Source organism: Mucilaginibacter sp. A5337 (assembly GCF_059690695.1).
The window spans coordinates 159,642-177,559 of record NZ_JCAWEC010000007.1 but is presented as its reverse complement, the minus strand read 5'-3'; the positions used below and the strand labels follow the sequence as shown (position 1 = coordinate 177,559).

The 17,918-nt window shown below is 42.6% G+C and carries 18 protein-coding genes; 12 read left to right on the top strand and 6 right to left on the bottom strand.

What is annotated here, in order from left to right; all coding sequences use genetic code 11:
* Positions 1–62: 62 nt before the first annotated feature.
* On the bottom strand, positions 63–2,426 hold the full coding sequence (locus tag AC59JO_RS23435) for an endonuclease MutS2 (protein ID WP_413667019.1): 2,364 nt from the start codon (positions 2,424–2,426) through the stop codon (positions 63–65).
* Positions 2,427–2,430: 4 nt separating this feature from the next.
* Positions 2,431–3,006 carry a DUF4296 domain-containing protein gene (locus AC59JO_RS23430; RefSeq protein WP_497308379.1) on the bottom strand — a complete coding sequence of 192 codons (576 nt, stop codon included), beginning with the start codon at positions 3,004–3,006 and terminating at the stop codon, positions 2,431–2,433.
* A gap of 43 nt (positions 3,007–3,049) precedes the next feature.
* Here AC59JO_RS23430 and AC59JO_RS23425 point away from each other — a divergent pair, with 43 nt between their 5' ends.
* The 5 genes from AC59JO_RS23425 to AC59JO_RS23405 all read left to right on the top strand — a co-directional run bounded on the left by AC59JO_RS23425 (position 3,050) and on the right by AC59JO_RS23405 (position 7,665).
* Complete coding sequence (locus AC59JO_RS23425) at positions 3,050–3,739, top strand: YggS family pyridoxal phosphate-dependent enzyme (protein WP_413667021.1); 690 nt, start codon at positions 3,050–3,052, stop codon at positions 3,737–3,739.
* A gap of 403 nt (positions 3,740–4,142) precedes the next feature.
* On the top strand, positions 4,143–4,661 hold the full coding sequence (locus tag AC59JO_RS23420; RefSeq protein ID WP_497308377.1) for a GNAT family N-acetyltransferase: 519 nt from the start codon (positions 4,143–4,145) through the stop codon (positions 4,659–4,661).
* Positions 4,662–4,672: 11 nt separating this feature from the next.
* Entirely contained in the window at positions 4,673–5,470 is a 798-nt protein-coding gene (locus tag AC59JO_RS23415) for a DUF3298 and DUF4163 domain-containing protein (protein ID WP_413667023.1), read from the top strand.
* Positions 5,471–6,727 (top strand): aspartate kinase, encoded by a 1,257-nt coding sequence (locus tag AC59JO_RS23410; protein ID WP_413667024.1) that lies wholly within the window; start codon positions 5,471–5,473, stop codon positions 6,725–6,727.
* A gap of 77 nt (positions 6,728–6,804) precedes the next feature.
* A complete protein-coding gene (locus AC59JO_RS23405; RefSeq protein ID WP_413667025.1) occupies positions 6,805–7,665 on the top strand; it encodes a YitT family protein in 861 nt (286 codons plus the stop codon).
* A gap of 77 nt (positions 7,666–7,742) precedes the next feature.
* Here AC59JO_RS23405 and AC59JO_RS23400 read toward each other — a convergent pair whose 3' ends face one another.
* Together AC59JO_RS23400 and AC59JO_RS23395 are read right to left on the bottom strand one after the other, a co-directional pair.
* Positions 7,743–8,126: an acyl-CoA thioesterase gene (locus AC59JO_RS23400; protein WP_497308374.1), complete on the bottom strand. Its 384-nt coding sequence runs from the start codon at positions 8,124–8,126 to the stop codon at positions 7,743–7,745.
* Between the two features lie 52 nt (positions 8,127–8,178).
* Positions 8,179–9,177, bottom strand: coding sequence for a beta-ketoacyl-ACP synthase III (locus AC59JO_RS23395; protein ID WP_497308372.1), 999 nt, complete (start codon positions 9,175–9,177; stop codon positions 8,179–8,181).
* Between the two features lie 219 nt (positions 9,178–9,396).
* On the opposite strand from AC59JO_RS23395, the gene AC59JO_RS23390 reads away from it, so the two are divergent.
* The 4 genes from AC59JO_RS23390 (at position 9,397) to AC59JO_RS23375 (ending at position 13,403) form a co-directional block, all read left to right on the top strand.
* Positions 9,397–10,137, top strand: coding sequence for a dioxygenase family protein (locus AC59JO_RS23390; RefSeq protein ID WP_497308370.1), 741 nt, complete (start codon positions 9,397–9,399; stop codon positions 10,135–10,137).
* A 66-nt stretch (positions 10,138–10,203) separates the two neighbouring features.
* Entirely contained in the window at positions 10,204–10,725 is a 522-nt protein-coding gene (locus AC59JO_RS23385; protein WP_497308368.1) for a hypothetical protein, read from the top strand.
* Positions 10,726–11,427, top strand: coding sequence for a pirin family protein (locus AC59JO_RS23380; protein ID WP_497308366.1), 702 nt, complete (start codon positions 10,726–10,728; stop codon positions 11,425–11,427).
* A 239-nt stretch (positions 11,428–11,666) separates the two neighbouring features.
* Complete coding sequence (locus tag AC59JO_RS23375) at positions 11,667–13,403, top strand: FKBP-type peptidyl-prolyl cis-trans isomerase N-terminal domain-containing protein (RefSeq protein ID WP_497308364.1); 1,737 nt, start codon at positions 11,667–11,669, stop codon at positions 13,401–13,403.
* Positions 13,404–13,467: 64 nt separating this feature from the next.
* Here the strand turns inward: AC59JO_RS23375 and AC59JO_RS23370 are convergent, their stop codons facing one another.
* Together AC59JO_RS23370 and AC59JO_RS23365 are read right to left on the bottom strand one after the other, a co-directional pair.
* Positions 13,468–14,232: an SDR family NAD(P)-dependent oxidoreductase gene (locus AC59JO_RS23370; protein WP_497308362.1), complete on the bottom strand. Its 765-nt coding sequence runs from the start codon at positions 14,230–14,232 to the stop codon at positions 13,468–13,470.
* 108 nt (positions 14,233–14,340) lie between these two features.
* On the bottom strand, positions 14,341–15,132 hold the full coding sequence (locus AC59JO_RS23365) for a carbon-nitrogen hydrolase family protein (RefSeq protein WP_413667032.1): 792 nt from the start codon (positions 15,130–15,132) through the stop codon (positions 14,341–14,343).
* A gap of 188 nt (positions 15,133–15,320) precedes the next feature.
* Here AC59JO_RS23365 and AC59JO_RS23360 point away from each other — a divergent pair, with 188 nt between their 5' ends.
* The 3 genes from AC59JO_RS23360 to AC59JO_RS23350 all read left to right on the top strand — a co-directional run bounded on the left by AC59JO_RS23360 (position 15,321) and on the right by AC59JO_RS23350 (position 17,711).
* Complete coding sequence (locus tag AC59JO_RS23360) at positions 15,321–16,364, top strand: NAD(P)-dependent alcohol dehydrogenase (protein WP_497308360.1); 1,044 nt, start codon at positions 15,321–15,323, stop codon at positions 16,362–16,364.
* 148 nt (positions 16,365–16,512) lie between these two features.
* Positions 16,513–17,073, top strand: a complete 561-nt coding sequence (locus tag AC59JO_RS23355; protein ID WP_413667034.1) for a dihydrofolate reductase family protein — start codon at positions 16,513–16,515, stop codon at positions 17,071–17,073.
* 101 nt (positions 17,074–17,174) lie between these two features.
* Positions 17,175–17,711, top strand: a complete 537-nt coding sequence (locus tag AC59JO_RS23350; RefSeq protein ID WP_497308358.1) for a hypothetical protein — start codon at positions 17,175–17,177, stop codon at positions 17,709–17,711.
* Positions 17,712–17,918 lie beyond the last annotated feature (207 nt).

Below are 17,918 nucleotides of genomic sequence, written 5' to 3'. Positions count from 1 at the left end.
GATTGCATCGTACCTCGCAATGACGTTTGGTTGGTTGTTAGTTGTTTATTTTAACCTTCCGTTTACTTCAAATATACATAAGTTATTCCATCTCCGCCACGATCAGCATGTTCATCTTCCATACGGTCAACCTGTTCATATTTTTTGAGGTATTGCCTGATCATTTTGCGCAGGATGCCGTCGCCTTTACCGTGAATGATCTTCAGGTTATTAAAGCCCATCATCAGCGCGCGGTCAAATAGTTTTTCAATCGCGTGAAGCGCATCTTCAGTGCGCTGGCCGCGCACATCAATCTCCGGACTAAAACTGGCCAGGTCATTGGTTTGTGAGCTGAAATTACGCCTGATCTCTTTGGGAACCGACGATTTGGATACTTTGATCACCCGTTTCTTTTTAGCAACGGTGCGCAGATCGCCAATGGCAATCACTACGTTCTCCTTAATAATCTCAATCACCTGACCTGTAGTTTCCGAATCGGTAAGTTTTACCCAGTCGCCCGGTTTTAATTCCTCATCAGCAGGGGCTGTAGGTTTTGGGGCTTCAACTTTAACCGTGTTCTTTTTAAGCTCAACGTTCAGGTTTTCGCGAAGCTGTTTGGTTTTTTCTTTATCGGCATTACTGCTCTTAATTTCTGAGATGGTGTTTTCAACCAGCTTATTGGCGTTCAGGATAATGTTCTTGGCCTGGTCTTTAGCTTCCCTGATGAGGGAGCGTTGATTTTCTTCAAGATAGCTTTTCAGTTTCTCGTTTTCGGCCAGTAGCTCATTTACTTTTCGTTGTTGCTTATCCAGCTTTTGTTTGGTTTCAAAAATAGCGCGCTTTTCACGCTCCAAATCAACTAACAGCGTATCAACCTTTTTTTGCCCTTCGCTTATTTTATTTTTGGCGAGGTTAAGCACGTTGGCGGGTAGACCGATTTTCTGGGCTATTTCAAACGCGTATGAGCTGCCGGGCTTGCCAATTTCCAACTGGTAAAGCGGCCGCATCTCAATGTTATTGAACAGCATCGATGCATTTTCAATGCCTTCGGTATTGCTGGCGAAGATTTTAAGGTTAGAGTAGTGGGTGGTTACCATGCCTTTAACCTTTTTTTGATTCAAAGATTCTAACACAGCCTCGGCAATCGGCCCGCCAAACTGCGGATCGGTACCGGTACCAAACTCATCTATCAGGATCAGGGTTTTGCCATTGGCCTGTTCCACAAAATTCTTCATTTTGGATAGGTGGGCGCTATATGTACTCAAATCACTTTCAATCGACTGGTCATCACCAATGTCAACAAAAAGCTGCTTGAATACACCTACGACGCTGGCCTCATCAGCAGGGATCAGCAAGCCTGCCTGCACCATCATTTGTAATAAACCAACGGTTTTCATACAAACTGATTTACCGCCCGCGTTAGGGCCCGATACCACGATGATGCGGGTACCTTCATCTATCTGCATATTTAGCGGAACAACCGTTTTTTTCTCGGCCTTAAAATTCAGGAACAGCAACGGGTGACGTGCATTATATAGCTTAACCCTTGCTTCGTTTACTACCTGCGGCATTTCGGCCTCAATATCAATGGCAAATAAGGCTTTGGCGCGCACAAAATCCAGCTTGGTTAACAATCCATGATAGGAGAGCAGTAAAGGCACATAAGGCCTTAATTCGGTAGTTAAGGCAGTCAGGATCTTTACGATCTCGCGGCGGCGTTCAAACTCCAGGTCGCGGATGCGGTTGTTGAGTACGAACACCTCTTCGGGCTCAATGTAAACTGTTTGGCCTGATGCCGATTCGTCATGCACAAAGCCTTTCAGCTTGCGTTTGTTTTCGGCCAGCAGGGGGATCACCAGCCTGCCATCGCGTACGGTTAGTGAACCATCGGCAGCCCAGCCGTTTGATGTGGCGTTTTTAAATACCATATCAATCTTTTTGCGGGCTTCCTGCTCGGCTTTGGCAATGCCTGTGGTAATTTCCATGAGCTCGCGCGAGGCGTTGGGCCTGATCTTCCCTTTTTGATCAATTATAGCATCTATCTTTTTAAGGATAGCCTTTTCAATTGGCAGGTGTTCAAAAAGCGCTTCGAGGTTGGGGTATAAACCTTCACGTTCGTTAAAGTAAGCTATAACGGCAAATACAGTATTCAGCGAAGCCTGTACCTGGTAAAATTCTTCTTCTGTTAAAAAAACGCCCTCAATCCGGGCTTTATTGGCAAGGGTCTTTATGTCGAAAAAATGCTGGATGGGCAAGGCCTCATCGTTAACCAGGATATTCTTAAACTCGTTTGCCTGGTTCAGGAATTTATGTATCTGGTCGTAATTGCTCATTACCTGGATCTTGTCAACCATTTGTTGACCCATTTCACTCAGGCAATGTGCTTTTATCAGTTCTTTTATCTCGGTAAAACCCAGCTTATCTACACTGTTTTGGGGGTAAAGCATCAGGTTATGTCTTTAGGTTTCTTATCGAATCGGCTTTTCGCTGTGCTTTGCTTTTGCGGGGATGAAATCTCCTTGCCGAATCGGTTTTAAGTTTAGTTTTTAAATTTTCCAATGAATCCGCTCTGCGGGCTGCCGGGTTTTCATGGGGGATCAGTTTTTTTGCCGAATCTGTTTTAGTTTTAATATTTAAGTTTTTCAGGGAGTCGGTTTTATGGGCAACCTTACTTTGTTCGGTTTGTACTTTAGCAAGCGAATCTGTTTTATTTTTAATTTTAATATCTACCTGGTCATAAATGGCCAGTAATTTATCAGGTTGTGTGGCATAATACCGCATGCTTTTGTTAAAGTGGCCTGTATCAGTATGCAGGCGTTGAAACATAGCTATGTACTTGCCTGCACCATACTTGTACAAACTATCCGGAGCCTGCATGGTGTTATACAGGCTTCCATCGATGATGTGTATCTCGGTTAAAACCTCGGCCATAGCCTCCGGCTTAAGCACGTCTCCGGGAACACTTTTGCCATTGCAGGCACATAAAAAAAGTGCTGCAGAAAAAAACAAGGTTATATATTTATGCATTCAGTAATTTAGCGGCTGATTAATTAAGCAAATTTACGGATAAATGAGCATTGCAGATAACATCAAAAGCTTAAAAAAGGAAACGGAAGCAGATAAGGTAATATTATTGGCGGTATCAAAAACAAAACCTGCCAGCGATGTGCAGGAAGCTTATGACGCGGGACAGCGCCTTTTTGGTGAAAATATTGTGCAGGAGATGGTTGAAAAATATGAGCAGCTGCCCAAGGATATTGAATGGCATTTGATCGGTCACCTGCAAACCAATAAGGTAAAGTATATTGCCCCTTTTGTCAGTATGATCCAATCTGTTGACAGCCTGAAGCTTTTGCACGAGATCAACAAGCATGCTGAAAAAGCCGGAAGGGTAATAGACTGCCTGCTGCAGATCTATATTGCCGACGAAGAAACCAAATACGGACTTGGTTTTGATGAAGCGATAGAACTGCTTCGCTCGGAGGAGTTTGCCGCAATGAAAAATATCCGCATCCGCGGGTTAATGGGCATTGCAACCAATACCGATAATGAAAAACAGATTAAGGAAGAGTATTACGAGCTGAATACTTTTTTTGAAGGCATAAAAGTGAGTTATTTCCGGAAAGAGGAAAGTTTTGATATCCTGTCGATGGGCATGTCATCAGACTATAAGCTGGCTATTGAACAGGGCAGTAATATGGTGAGATTAGGCAGCACAATATTTGGCGGCAGGGTGATCAAGCATTGGAAAAATAACTAACCGGAATTTATGGAATTAAAGAATTGACAGAATGGAAATACAATTCAAATAATTCGGTTAATTCGATAAATTCCGGTTCAGACAGACATCTTCCGCCCGTTGTTGGTGTTGTTACCAACAACACGTTTTTTAATAGAAATTTAAGTGTTCAATTTTTAAAAAACGGGTGTTCAGCTTTTAAAATTTCAAAAAGTTAAGTTGTTGATTGTCAGTGCATATGTGTTCATTTTGTTTGAATGGGTAATAATCTGCAAAGTTAACTTGCTGATTATCAATTAGGTTTGTTATGGAAAAAACTGCAAGTGTTCACACTTTAAAAAGTTGAACACCTGTTAAATAGATAGGAGGTTGTTGGTGACAACACCAACAACGGCGAAGATTCAGGTTCAGAGAAAAAGGGAAAATGAGTAATACAGAAAATAAAATAGAAAGTCAGCACCCCCTTCAGGGGGCCGGGGGGCTAATTATAAGAGAAGCGATTCAGACCGATTGCCCGCGTTTGATGGAATTGGTACATGAGCTTGCACTATATGAAAAAGCACCCGAAGAGGTTACCGTTACGCTACAGCATTTTGAAGAAGCCGGTTTTGGCCCCAATCCTGTTTGGAAGGCTTTTGTTGCCGAAGTTGAGGGCCTGATTGTCGGTTTTGCAGTATACTATGTCCGCTATTCAACCTGGAAAGGCAGCCGCATGTATTTGGAAGACCTGATAGTGACCGAAGATATGCGCGGCAAAAAGATCGGCAAACTACTGTTCGACCGCTTGATCCAGGAAGCTAAAGAGAAAGGTTTCAGTGGTATGGTTTGGCAGGTGCTCGACTGGAACGAACCCGCAATTAACTTTTACAACAAGTACGGCGCGAATATTGAGGCAGGCTGGTTAAATGCCTCTCTTTCGAGGGAGCAGTTATTAAACTACTAAAACATATACTTATGAAAAATCTGTGTTTGTTGTTTTTTATCGCATTGGGCTTATCATCGTGCCAGTGGGGAGTTCCCAGTAAGGTTAAAGAAAAATCATTTGATACCCTGCGCTATGCCTATAAAGTAATAAAAGCAAGGGCAGCAGATTGCGGTACAAAGCCTGATAGCGGGTGTACAGTAGTGAAAATTAACTATCCGTTTTTTGACAGCGCTAAAGCTTTAAATGATACTATAGTTGATAAGCTTACATTAATGTTTGCCATGGATGGTAAAGCGGACAGCAGCCTGGAGCTGATGACCAAAAAATTTCTGAAGTCATATGACGATTTTAAGAAGACAGATCCGAGGTCGGGAATGTTTTTTACGCTGGATGATTCTGTTAAAGTGATCCACCAGGATTCGAGCTTAACTACACTTGAAGTGCGTGGCTACTCGTACACTGGCGGTGCTCATGGCGGCACATCTGTCACTTTTATAAACTGGGATACCAAAGCCGGTAAAAATCTCAAACTTAATGATGTTTTTATCATCGGGTATCACGACAAACTAACTGCCGTTGCCGAAAAGATCTTCAGGAAGAATGAAAAACTAAGCGACACAGCATCGCTGAAGGATAACTACTTTTTCAAGGACGATAAATTTGCCATTAACGATAATTTTTCTATTACGCCCCTTGGTATCAAATTTTTGTATAACCAGTACGAGATAAAGCCATATGCGGCCGGCATTACCGAATTATTTATTCCTTACGCACAGATCAAATCATTAGTACAGCCGGGTTCGGTTGTAAGTCAATTCATCAAATAAATGCTTGTTTTTAAATTCGGAGGGGCATCGGTTAAGGATGCCGCGGGTGTTACCAACCTTGCTAATGTTGTAAAACAATATACTGATCAACAATTGCTCATCGTGGTATCGGCCATGGGCAAAACTACCAATGCGCTCGAAAAGCTTACCAAAGCCTATATGGATCAGGCTGATGATATGCATGATATCTTTAACGGGATCAAAGAATATCATTATAACATATTAGAGGGATTGTTTGAACCCGGTCACCCGGTATTTGATGAAGTGGCCAATACTTTCGTGGAGATTGACTGGGCCATTGAGGATGAACCGCACGATAGCTATGATTTTGTATACGACCAGATCGTATCTATAGGTGAATTGGTGTCAACGCGCATAGTTAACGCCTACCTGAACCATGTCGGCCTGAAAAGCAGATGGCTTGATGTGCGCGGGTATGTGCACACCGATAATACTTACCGCGAAGGTATTGTTGAATGGGATAAAACAAAGGTAAGTATTGGTAAAGACATTCCTGCTTTGCTCGAAAAAGGTATCGTGGTAACACAGGGTTTTTTAGGTGGTACTTCCGAAAATTTCACAACTACGCTTGGTCGTGAGGGCTCTGATTATACAGCTTCCATATTTGCAGCCTGTTTGGGTGCAGAGTCGGTTACTGCATGGAAGGATGTGCCGGGGATCCTGAATGCTGATCCGAGATATTTTGCCGATACCGTAAAATTTGATGAACTTTCCTATACCGAAGCCATCGAAATGACCTATTATGGTGCAAGCGTTATTCATCCCAAAACCATCAAGCCATTACAAAACGCTAAAATTCCGTTATTAGTAAAACCCTTTACTGATCCTTCGGCTGCCGGTACCGTGATAAAAGAAGATGGGCATAACCAGTTTACCAAGCCCGTGATCATCCTTAAGCAAAACCAGGTATTGTTGTCGGTATCGGGTAAAGACTATTCATTTATTACCGAAGATCACCTGAGTGATGTCTTTCGGCTATTTGCCCAGAATAATGTTAAGGTCAATGTAATGCAAACATCTGCATTGAGTTTTTCGGTTTGCTTTGATTTGAATGAAGAGCGTTTTGAAAAGCTGCTGAATGGTCTTAAACAGGATTTTAAGGTGAAGTACAATGAGGGCTTAACACTTATTACAGTACGTCATGATGGAATAAATACCATTAAGGAGTTAACAGAAGGCAAAACTATTTTGCTTGAACAAATTAGCAGGAATACGATACAGGTAGTGGTTAAGTAAAAGTCAAAAAAGTCACTTTATCAACATTCGGCTGTGTTTAAATACCCGCCTTTAGCCTCAAAAAGCTATATTTGGGCATGAAGGCAATCAACACCATCAGGGATTCAGCAAATATCGGACTTGGGATTTTATCGGCGGCTTTTGGTCTTAAAGGCTTTTTATTGTCGAGTCATTTTATTGACGGAGGTGCCACCGGGGTATCTATGCTGATATTTGATATAACTTCCATACCCATATCCATATTGATCTTCGTAATCAATGTTCCTTTCCTGTGGATCGGTTACCGGAAGCTTGGTCTTTGGTTCGCGATAAAAAGCACAATTGCAATAGCCTTATTAGCCCTTTGCCTCGCACTGGTTAGCTTTCCCGACGTTACTCATGATAAATTGCTTACTGCTGTATTTGGTGGTGTGTTTATCGGTACAGGCAGTGGCTTGGCCATGCGTGGTGGAGCGGTGCTTGATGGTACTGAAATAGCTGCCGTACTGGTAAGTAAAAAGACCCAACTGCTTAAAGTGAGCGATTTTATTTTGCTGCTTAATGTTTTGATATTTGGGGTAGCGGCATCGGTATTGGGTGTTGAGCCGGCCATGTATTCCATATTAACCTATATGGCTGCCGCCAAAATGATCGACTTTTTGCTGAACGGTATCGAACAATACTCGGGTGTTACCGTCATCTCAACCAAAAGCGATGCTATTCGCAGGGCTATCACAGTTACCCTTGGCCGCGGAGTTACCATTTATCAGGGCAAAAGCGGTTACGGTAAAGATGGCCATGTTAATGATCCCCGTGATATTGTTTTTACGGTAGCTACCCGCCTGGAAATCCCGTCTCTCAAACAAACAATCCTTCGTATCGATCCCAAAGCTTTCATTGTGCAGCAAAGTATCGATGATACAACAGGTGGTTTATTAAAGCGCAAGAAACTACATTAAGAAGCTAAAAGCCGAGGGCTTAAAGCTTTTTTTGCATTTCTTGTTGTTTTTTATGCTTTAAGCCTTCGGCTTTTAGCTTATAAAACGCTAACAGGGTGCTTATGCTCATCAATGGCAACAAACGTAAAAGTGCCGGTGATGGCTTTTTCGCGCACAAAGGAGTACATCTCTTCAATATGAATTTCAACCGAAACTTTAAGGCTTGTATTGCCTATATATGATATACTGCCAACAAGCTCAATAATGGTTCCCGCAGGGATGGGGCGTTTAAAGTCGATCCTGTCTGAAGATACTGTAACCATCCTTTTACGGGTGAAGCGGGTTGCGGTAATAAAAGCTACCTCATCCATCATGGCCATCGCCGAACCGCCGAAAAGCGTGTCGTAATGATTGGTGTCACTCGGGAATACGGTTTTAAATATCCGGGATTCTGCGTCTTTAATTCGTTCTTCAGTTGTCATTGAGTTGAATTTTAACCCCCTCTCCTTTTGGAGAGGGTTGGGGTGAGGTGGCTTATCTCAGCTTGCCCCACTTCAAGTAAGTGGCGCCCCATGAAAAGCCTGCACCAAAGGCAGTGAGGATTACATTGTCATTTTCTTTGAAATCTGCCTTGTAATCCCACAACGCCAGCGGAATAGTTGCCGCTGTAGTGTTGCCATATCGGTCGATATTGATTTTAACGCGGCTTTCAGGTAAACCTAAAGCATCTCCCACAGCGTGGATAATACGGTAATTTGCCTGGTGGGGGATAAGCCAGTTAATATCATCTATGGTGAGGTTATTACGTTGCAGTATAGATGTGCAGCTTTCAGTCATACCCTTAATAGCAGCTTTGAAAACTACACGGCCGTCCTGGCGTATGTAGTGGAGTTTGCCGTCAATGGTTTCTTCTGAAGCGGGGTTCATGGAACCACCACCCGGAACAAATAAATGTTCACGGCCATGCCCGTCTGTTTTAAACACACTGTCAATAACGCCAACATCTTCGGCAGATGGTTCAAGCAATACCGCACCGGCGCCATCACCAAAAAGAATACAGGTGTTACGGTCGGCGTAGTTTACAATAGCACTGTTTTGATCGGCACCGATAACTATTACTTTTTTATAACGATTGCTTTCAACCAGGCTTGAGCCAAGTGTAAAGGCATAAAGGAAACCGCTGCAGGCTGCATTAACATCAGATGCCCAGGCGTTGCTTAATCCGCATTTATCGCAAACAATGCTGGCAGTAGAAATAAGCAAATAGTCGGGAGTTGAAGTAGCTACAATAACGCAGTCAATTTCAGAAGGATCAACTTTGGCATTTTCAAGTAAATTTTTCACTGCGAAGGCAGCCATATCTGAAGTAGCCAGTGTTCGGTCGGCAAGGATCCTTCTTTCCCTGATCCCTGTGCGTGAAACTATCCAATCGCTGTTAGTTTCAACCATTTTCTCTAAATCACTGTTAGTTAAAATGTTGTCAGGAACATAGCCGCCTATACCGGTAATAACCGCGCTACTTTTTAATGCCATAAATGTTAGATATCTCAAAAAACACGCAAAGATACGGAATTTTGCCCGTTTTAACTTGTCATGCAACTGTATGATTATACAATCTTGCCCCCGAACACTGCAATAGTTTGCCATTTGTCGACACAAAAAGGCAACTAAACGACACATCTTTCAATGCCATCGTCGCTGCTTTTACTTTTGGATCAACGATTTAGATTAAACTTAAAAGGAGAACATACAATGGAAAGAAAGAACTTTTTAAAAAGCCTGGTAATCGGCGCAGTGTCATCGTCAGTATTAGTTGAAGCCTGCAAAAAAGATGCCGATACAGCCACAACTACGACTACCACTTCAGGAAGTTCATCTTCCGGTAGTACTTCGGGTTCAACCGATTCTGGCACCTGCAGCGTTGTTCCTACAGAAACAGAAGGGCCTTACCCAACACACTCGCCTGCATCATATGTAAGAAGCGATATTACCGATGGCCGTACCGGGTATAAACTTACCGTGAACATTACAATAAAAAACAGTAATAGTAGCTGCGCCGCACTTTCGTCTGCATTGGTTGATATCTGGCATTGCGATGCGGAAGGGAATTATTCTGAATATGGTGGCAGCGGTACGCAATCAACAAATTATACTTCGGTTCATTTTTTGCGCGGCAGGCAAACTACCGATTCAAATGGCCTCGTAACTTTTACGTCTATATTTCCGGGCTGGTATACCGGCAGGGCCACACATATCCATGTGCATGTTCATAACTCGTCAGGTACATCATTGAAAGTAACCCAAATTGCGTTCCCTGAAGGCACCGGTACGGCATTGGCTGCTGTTAGCGGTTACAGCAAGGGAATGAGCGGCTATACCTACAATGCCACCGACGGTGTGTTTAGCGATGGTTATACCCTTGAACTGGCTACCGTTACCGGCAGTACCACTGCGGGATTTGTGTTAACCATCAGCCTGAGCGTACCTGCTTAAAATTTTCATTTTGTTTTGTAACGGGCGTCGGCTATGGTCGGCGTCTTGTTTTTATAAAACTGTAATATGCAAAAACGTGTGATCATTTTGTGCTATCGTAAAATCATCGATATCCGGTCAATTAAACAGTGGGATAAGCTGGTGTTTGAAAGTACCTATCTTGAATTTAAAATGCAGGCCCAGAATTTTAGTCGGGGTACGGACCATACTTCCTATGCCGAATTGTTACGAAATGTGCCCAATGCCCGGCGTTTAACCGGCATGGTTACACCGTCGGTTACTGGTTACATTCAGCAGCTTGACAACATTATGCCCGATATTTTAAATAATATTGGCAGGCGGTTTCTTACCTTCAGCAAGTTTCAGCTGGAGATCATCAATTCGGATATTAATGACAAGGATAAACACCAGGTTGCTATTAATTTTTATTCCGAACCGTTAGTGTGGCATGATACTATAGATAATTACCTGCTTATATCCGCTCAATCGGTCGAAAATCAATCAACTGTCGAAAATAATGGTGTAGTAACCAACCTTATGCAATTGCAGCCGTATATAAATATAAGTTCATTACAATATCACAATTAAATGGAAAAAATCTCACCGGGACAAATACACCTAGCCGACCAAAGAGGTTTCACGAAAAGCCCAACCTTAAGGCGTTATAGTAGTTTTAACTATGGTAACTATTTTAATGAGTATCGTAAGCCTTTTGGCCGGCTGGAGGTATGGAACGATGAAATGCTGGCGGGAGGCAGCTCCATTGATGTGACCGTCAACAACTCCGGCTGGTTTGTTTTAATGCCGGTTACCGGGGAGGTGCTGTTAAAAAGAGTAAATGGAGACATCCGCTTGATTGACGTAGGAGAAGTGTTTGTAGGCTACGCGGTTGCCGGTGAGCGATTTGAACTAACCAATCTGTACAAAAGCGATTGGATCAATTACATTTATTTGCAATTACAGGATGATGGCATTATAAATCCGCACCGTGATGCGGTTTTTAAGTTTGATTTTGCAGGCAGGCCAAACGAACTGATTGACCTGGTCCCAACCAGCGGAATGTATCCGTTTCGATTGCATATCGGCGTATTTGGTGGTAGGGCAGATGCCCTTTATCAACTTCAAAACAGCAGTTCGCTGTTTTATGCATTTGTGCTTGCCGGGGCTTTTGAACTGCAGGGCCGCCTGATGCATGAGCGTGACGGTTTGGCGCTCTGGCAATTAAAGGAAGCTGATCTGGAAGCGTTAAGTAATAATGCAGTGATTGTGATATTGGAAGTGTTGCAGTGATTTTTGAGGCGTTTGTGAATATATAAAGATTGATATTGTCGTAATCACAAAATCGAAGGAAAGCTGTTTATATACCCCCATACAGTCAATACTACAAATATTAATAACCCATTGAACAAGGGCTTAATCAATAAGTATTTGGTTTAATAAATTTGAAAAATAGCTATAATTAGTTATTTTTTTTATGGCGGAATTACCACAAATTTACTGGAACCAATATGACTTAATCCCTTCCTGCAATGAAAAGGTTTTCCGTTTTGTTTATTGTACTATTAAGTACAACATTTTGTTTTGGGCAGCTTCCCTACAGTGAAAAAGGCGTCACCATTAGCTATGACGGCAATGAAAAAATAGGTACACGATACGAAGAAAAGTGTAAAGCCACATTAGATGTTTACAGAGTAACCGGAACTATAAAAAACAGCAACAGTGATAAAGCGGTTAGATTAAGGGGGGCGGCGTTAACTTTTAACGGGAATGACTGTGGTTGGTATGAGGGCCATTATGGAATTGAAAGTGAGATTTACCACATTAGTTTTTCAAACATTCAGAATTGGCACGGACAATGGGTGGATATTTTACCTAATAAACAGCTTACGCTATCTGCAGAAGTATTGGTAACCCAGGACAGACGCTGTCCTGAACCCGGATATAATTTTCAGTTCGACCTCGTTACTTTACAGGAAAAACCAAGCCAGGCTCAGCAGCAGACCCCGGTCAAAAATTCTCTTCAATGGTCAGGCTGGAAATCTTTCAATATAGATAATTGTAACCCTAATATAGAATACAGGTATTTGGTAGAACGGGGCTATGGCCTAAATTATCAGGTACACATGTGGTTTGAAGTGAAAAATAACAATGACAAGGAAGTTTCTTATCTGTTTAATTTGCTGGATGATAAAGAAAAGGTTCAGTTTGGCGACCAGCATGTTACCAAACCAGGTGAAATAACCCGTTTTGTTCATAAAATGAGCGGTGATATTGTCAAAAAATGGAAGCTGGTGAATTTAGTTTATACTAATACAGGAAAACCTGTTTGCGAAAAACAGCAAAGCGCCAATTCCAGCCCCTCGCCCGGCAATAAACAAAATGCCCCGGCGGCCGGCAGTCAAACAGCTAACCAGGGCAGTCAAAATTCAAGTAATAGCGGTAGTGCAAGAGTCGGGATAAAAGGTAATAGCGGGGAATTTACCTATAAGGGGATCAAATACGCCGGGAAATGCACATCTAAAACCCGAGATCAAGACTGTAATGGTGGTAGTATGTCTGTATCAATGGAATCGGACGAGAGAACGGTATGGATCTATAATATGCCCCAGGGCAGTAGCGGAACCTATAATATAGGAAACGGTTTGGGCGGTAATTGTGAATTACATTTTATCTTACCCTTTTTCGATGCCGGTAAATACAAGCCTGAGGGGTCTTCAAGTGGCACGCTCACTAAAACATCATCCAATAGTTTTACATTTATCTGTAAGCTTTCAAACGGCGAAACCATTACGGGTTCTGGTAATTATGGCAGCTCAGAGGTGAAATCTGCTCCTGTAAAACCGGAACAACAACCTGTTGTTACAGTACCCCCTCCTGCACCCGTAGTATTAACTCCAAAAGAGGAAGCCGAAAAGTTTTTAGCCGAAAATAGCAAGAAGCCGGGCATTATTACCACGCCGAGCGGCTTACAGTACGAAATAATTAGCCAGGGCACAGGTTCAAAACCATTATCGTCAGACAAAGTGAAATTCAGTTCCCGGTGGACCACTATAATTGGTAAAGAAATTAAAGATGTAACCGACTGGCGTCCGCCGGCCGAGCGCATTGTTAGCGAAGTAGTTCCAGGTATGGCAGAGGGTTTTAAATTGATGAGCGTTGGCAGTAAATACAGGGTGTTTATTCCGGCTAAGCTCGGGTATGGCGAATCTAAGACACCTGGTTTTACATATATTTGGGAAGTAGAATTGCTTGATATAGTGAAATAAAAGATGTTGTAATTGAGAGGAGTTCGTAGATTTATGAACTCCTCTCAATCAGGATGCTTGCCATTTAAATAGCCATACCTCCCGAAGCTTCTATGCGCTGACCATTAACCCAACGTGCATCTTCAGTACAAAGGAAGGCTACCACGCCGCCAATATCTTCCGCAACGCCAGGCCTGCCTAAAGCAGTTATGCTGCTTACCATTTTTTGTGTTTCTTCGCTGTTGCGTAAATGGCCACCGCCAAAATCAGTCATGATAGCGCCGGGGGCAACCACATTGGCCCGGATACCCCTTACGCCAAGTTCTTTAGCCAGGTAACGGGTGAAAATTTCTACCGCGCCTTTCATAGATGCATATGCCGAAGAACGTGGAACCGATACCCGCGTCAACCCGGACGATACGTTAACAATGCCACCTCCATCTGCCATTAACGTGATCAGCTTTTGAGTTAAAAAGTATACGCCTTTAAAGTGCACATTCAACAAATCGTCAAAAAACTCCTCGGTAACATCAGGGATAGCGCAGTAGCCACCTTGCCCGGCATTGTTAATTAAAAAGTTGATATGATTGGTGCCAAATTTATCTGTCAAAATTTCACGGAGTTTTTCGGTGAATGCATCAAAGCTTTTAATTACTCCGGTATTGAGTTGCAATGCTGCTGCTTTGGCTCCGCTTTGTTCTACAAGGCTAACCACCTTTGCCGCTTCCTCCGCATTGGTATTGTAAGTTATAATAACATCTATTCCTTTTTCGGCAAGCCTTAAAGCCATGTCCCTGCCTAAGCCACGGCTGCCGCCGGTTACCACCGCAATTTTATTTCTGTTTTCCATTTTTTCTTTTTGTTTTGATACAAAAGTAAAACAGACAAGAAGCCAGGTGTTTGAATAAATCAATCCATTATTTGCAAAATTCAAATAATGGGTAAATACAAGGGGCTTTTAATAATTGTATAACTGCTGTTTAAATCTTTTAGCCAGGTAGCCGGTGGCTTTTCCAAGGTCGATATCTGCTATAATTACACCGGTTGTGCCATAAGCCTGGTAAGCCACACAGGTACCATCCGGCGCTATAACCGAACTTGCCGATTCCGGATAAAGCGAACCATAATTGGAGCTGGCAAAATAGATGGTATTTTCCAAAGCCCGCATCATCATAGCCTTTTCATAGTAGGGGTTGGCCATGCTTCCCCATTCGGTAAGCAGCACGCCTTCGGTATTGCTGCCCGAAAAATGAGGATGAAACACGATATGTGCACCATTGCGGGCCGCCCACCTTACCGATTCGGGATAGCGGAAACCTTCGTGACAAATAGTAATGCCGAATTTTAAGCCATTTACCTCAAAAATACTTCGTTGGGTACCTGGTACCCAGATGGCATCTTCCGATGGATCTAACTGGTTTTTGGTTTGATAGCCGATCACTTCACCGGCTTTGGATATAACGTGTGCAATATTCAAAAGGCCATTATCGCTATACCAATCCATTGGTATAACAACTGCTATATTATTTTCGGCAGCAATCCTGCATACTTCATCCAATGCCGATTGTAGTATCTCTGGCGATGTTGGTTCCGGGTCGGTAATCATACCGGGGTATCCGGGTATGTATGATTCGGGAAAACAAATAATCTCTGCCTGTTGCGTTGCCGCGTCCTTAATCAGCTTTTCGGCTTGATATAAACCGTCATTAATTGATTTTGGGAAAGGGGGAGTGGCTATGGCTATTTTCATGCGGTGTTAATCTGCATGCAAAATTAAAGGTTTGCATTTATCTATGTTGGCATAATCATCTCCTATGTCACTTTTTTATTTCAACCTGGTGCCCGGTTGATATTTATAAAAATATCATTGTACATTTGTTAGGGAGATCCTCTCCACAATTCATAAATCATCATTCACACTACTTAACATTTACAACTATGATTGAAACTAAAGCGTATGCTGCGCAAGATGAAAATACACCACTTGCCCCCTGGACTTTTGAGAGACGCGAAGTTGGGCCTCATGACGTGCAGTTTGATATTTTGTATTGCGGGGTTTGCCACTCCGATTTGCACCAGATTAAGAATGACTGGTTCCCCGGCATTTTTCCGATGGTACCCGGACACGAAATTGTTGGTCGCGTAGTTAAAGTTGGCGAGCATGTAAAAGGTTTTAAAGTTGGTGACCTGGCTGCTACCGGTTGTTTGGTTGACTCGTGCCGTGTGTGCGAAAACTGCAAACGTGATTTGGAACAATATTGCCTCAATGGGAACTCTCAAACATATAACGGCCTTGAGCAGGACCATAAAACACCCACTTACGGAGGTTACTCAAACACCATTGTTGTTAACGAAGATTTTGTATTACACCTTAAGGAAGGTGTTGACCTTGCTGCAGTTGCGCCATTATTATGTGCCGGTATCACTACTTACTCGCCGTTAAGGCACTGGAAAGTAGGCAAAGGACATAAGCTGGCTGTACTTGGCTTAGGAGGCTTGGGCCATATGGCTGTTAAATTTGGTGTAGCCTTTGGCGCCGATGTTACTGTATTAAGCACATCGCCTAAAAAAGAAGAAGACGCTAAAAAGTTAGGTGCACACCACTTTGTAGTTACTACTGATCCTAAACAGGTTGAAGCTGCTAAAAACTCGTTCGATTTTATTTTGGATACGGTATCCGCCGAGCATGACTTTAACATGTACCTGTCGTTGTTACGTACAGATGGCGTTCATATTTGTGTAGGAGTTCCTCCTAAACCAGCCCAGATTGCAGCTTTCAGTTTATTGGGTGGCCGTAAAAGTTTAGCCGGTTCGGGCATTGGTGGTATTAAGGAAACCCAGGAAATGCTCGATTTCTGTGCCGAAAATAACATCGTTTCCGATATTGAGATGATTGATATCAAGGATATCCATACCGCATATGATCGCATGGAAAAAGGCGATGTACGCTACAGGTTTGTAATTGATATGGCTACGCTGTAAACAAACTATTACTTATTAATAAAGGCTGTGCGAGAGCACGGCCTTTTTTTGTACGGGCATATTTGCACCCCTTAAACGTCGTTTTAGCCCCCCTGGGTAATCTATGGTGCTCCTTACATTTGAAATGTAAAATATAAACAATGATATTATGAGAAACTTAGTGTTATTTATGCACATTTCGCTTGATGGTTTTGCTGCCCGCACTGATGGTGCTATGAACTGGATAAAAGTAAACAATGAAATGTTTGATTACGCCAATGACCGTGCCTGGGCAGCCGATACCGCTTTATATGGCCGTAATACTTTTGAAATGATGGACGCTTACTGGCCAACCGCCGGCGATAAGCCCAACGCCTCAAAGCACGACATCGACCATTCAATATGGTATAATAAAACGCTTAAGTATGTAGTATCTGAAACTGCCGAACAGCAGGATACAGATAAGACCAGATTTATTAGAGGTGATGTAAAAACACAGGTTGAGAATCTTAAAAAGCAGGATGGCGATGAAATTATCATGTTTGGCAGCCCCGGCCTTGCCCGCTATTTGATGAATAAAGGCCTGATTGATGAATTTTGGCTGTTTGTTAACCCGATAGTGCTTGGTGCCGGTATCCCGCTGTTTGCTGATACAGAAATAAAGCTCAAACTGAAAAAAAGCGACACATTTGCAGATGGTGTTGTGGCATTGAATTATATCAAAGAATAAGCACTTATAGGGTAAATATTTTGCCGTTATAAAAAATCTGCACCCTGAGGCAACGTCAGCCTTAAAATGATAGTAATCATTATGTACACAAAATATCAAAAATGAAATTACTATCAAAGTTAGCGGCAGCGGTCCTCGTAATAGGATTCCTGTTTTTCACAAATACGGTAAAAGCGCAAACTACACCTGCAAATGCGTTCCGTTTAGGTTTAGGAATTGAAACTGGTTTGCCCACAGGCGTAGCAAAACTTGGCAGCACCTTTACGTTAGGCGGTACAGCCCGTTTGCAATACGGTATCAGCGATAGCTTCGCCCTTACCTACACCATGGGCGGTTATCACTTCTTCCCTAAAAAAATCCCCGGAACAGACAAACGTTATGGAAGCTATGGCGAAATCCCTATCAAATTTGGTGTTAAAGAATTTTTTGTACCAAGCGTATATGTTGCCGGCGAAGTAGGTATTGCTTACGAAAAACTTGAGCAAGGCTGGGGCCCGCACAGGCTTGATCTTTCACCGGGTATAGGCTGGGCTAATAAAAGCTGGGATGTAAGCTTCCGTTATGAAAATTTTTCTGGTGCTAACCAGGATCATTTTGGTATGCTTGGCCTGCGTTTAGCTTACGGATTCGCGCTGTAATAACGTACTCATGTAACTATTAACTGATATGAACTAACAAATCCGACTCACCCGGGTTATGTTAGATTGACTGGCCCTCTTTTGGTTGTTACCGGAAGAGGGTTTTTGTTTAATTTAAAATATTGCCTATATTGAAATAGTAAATGAATTGTTACCGGTTTATCCAATCCATCGGCACCCGGTGCAATTAATTTGAAAATAAATTGT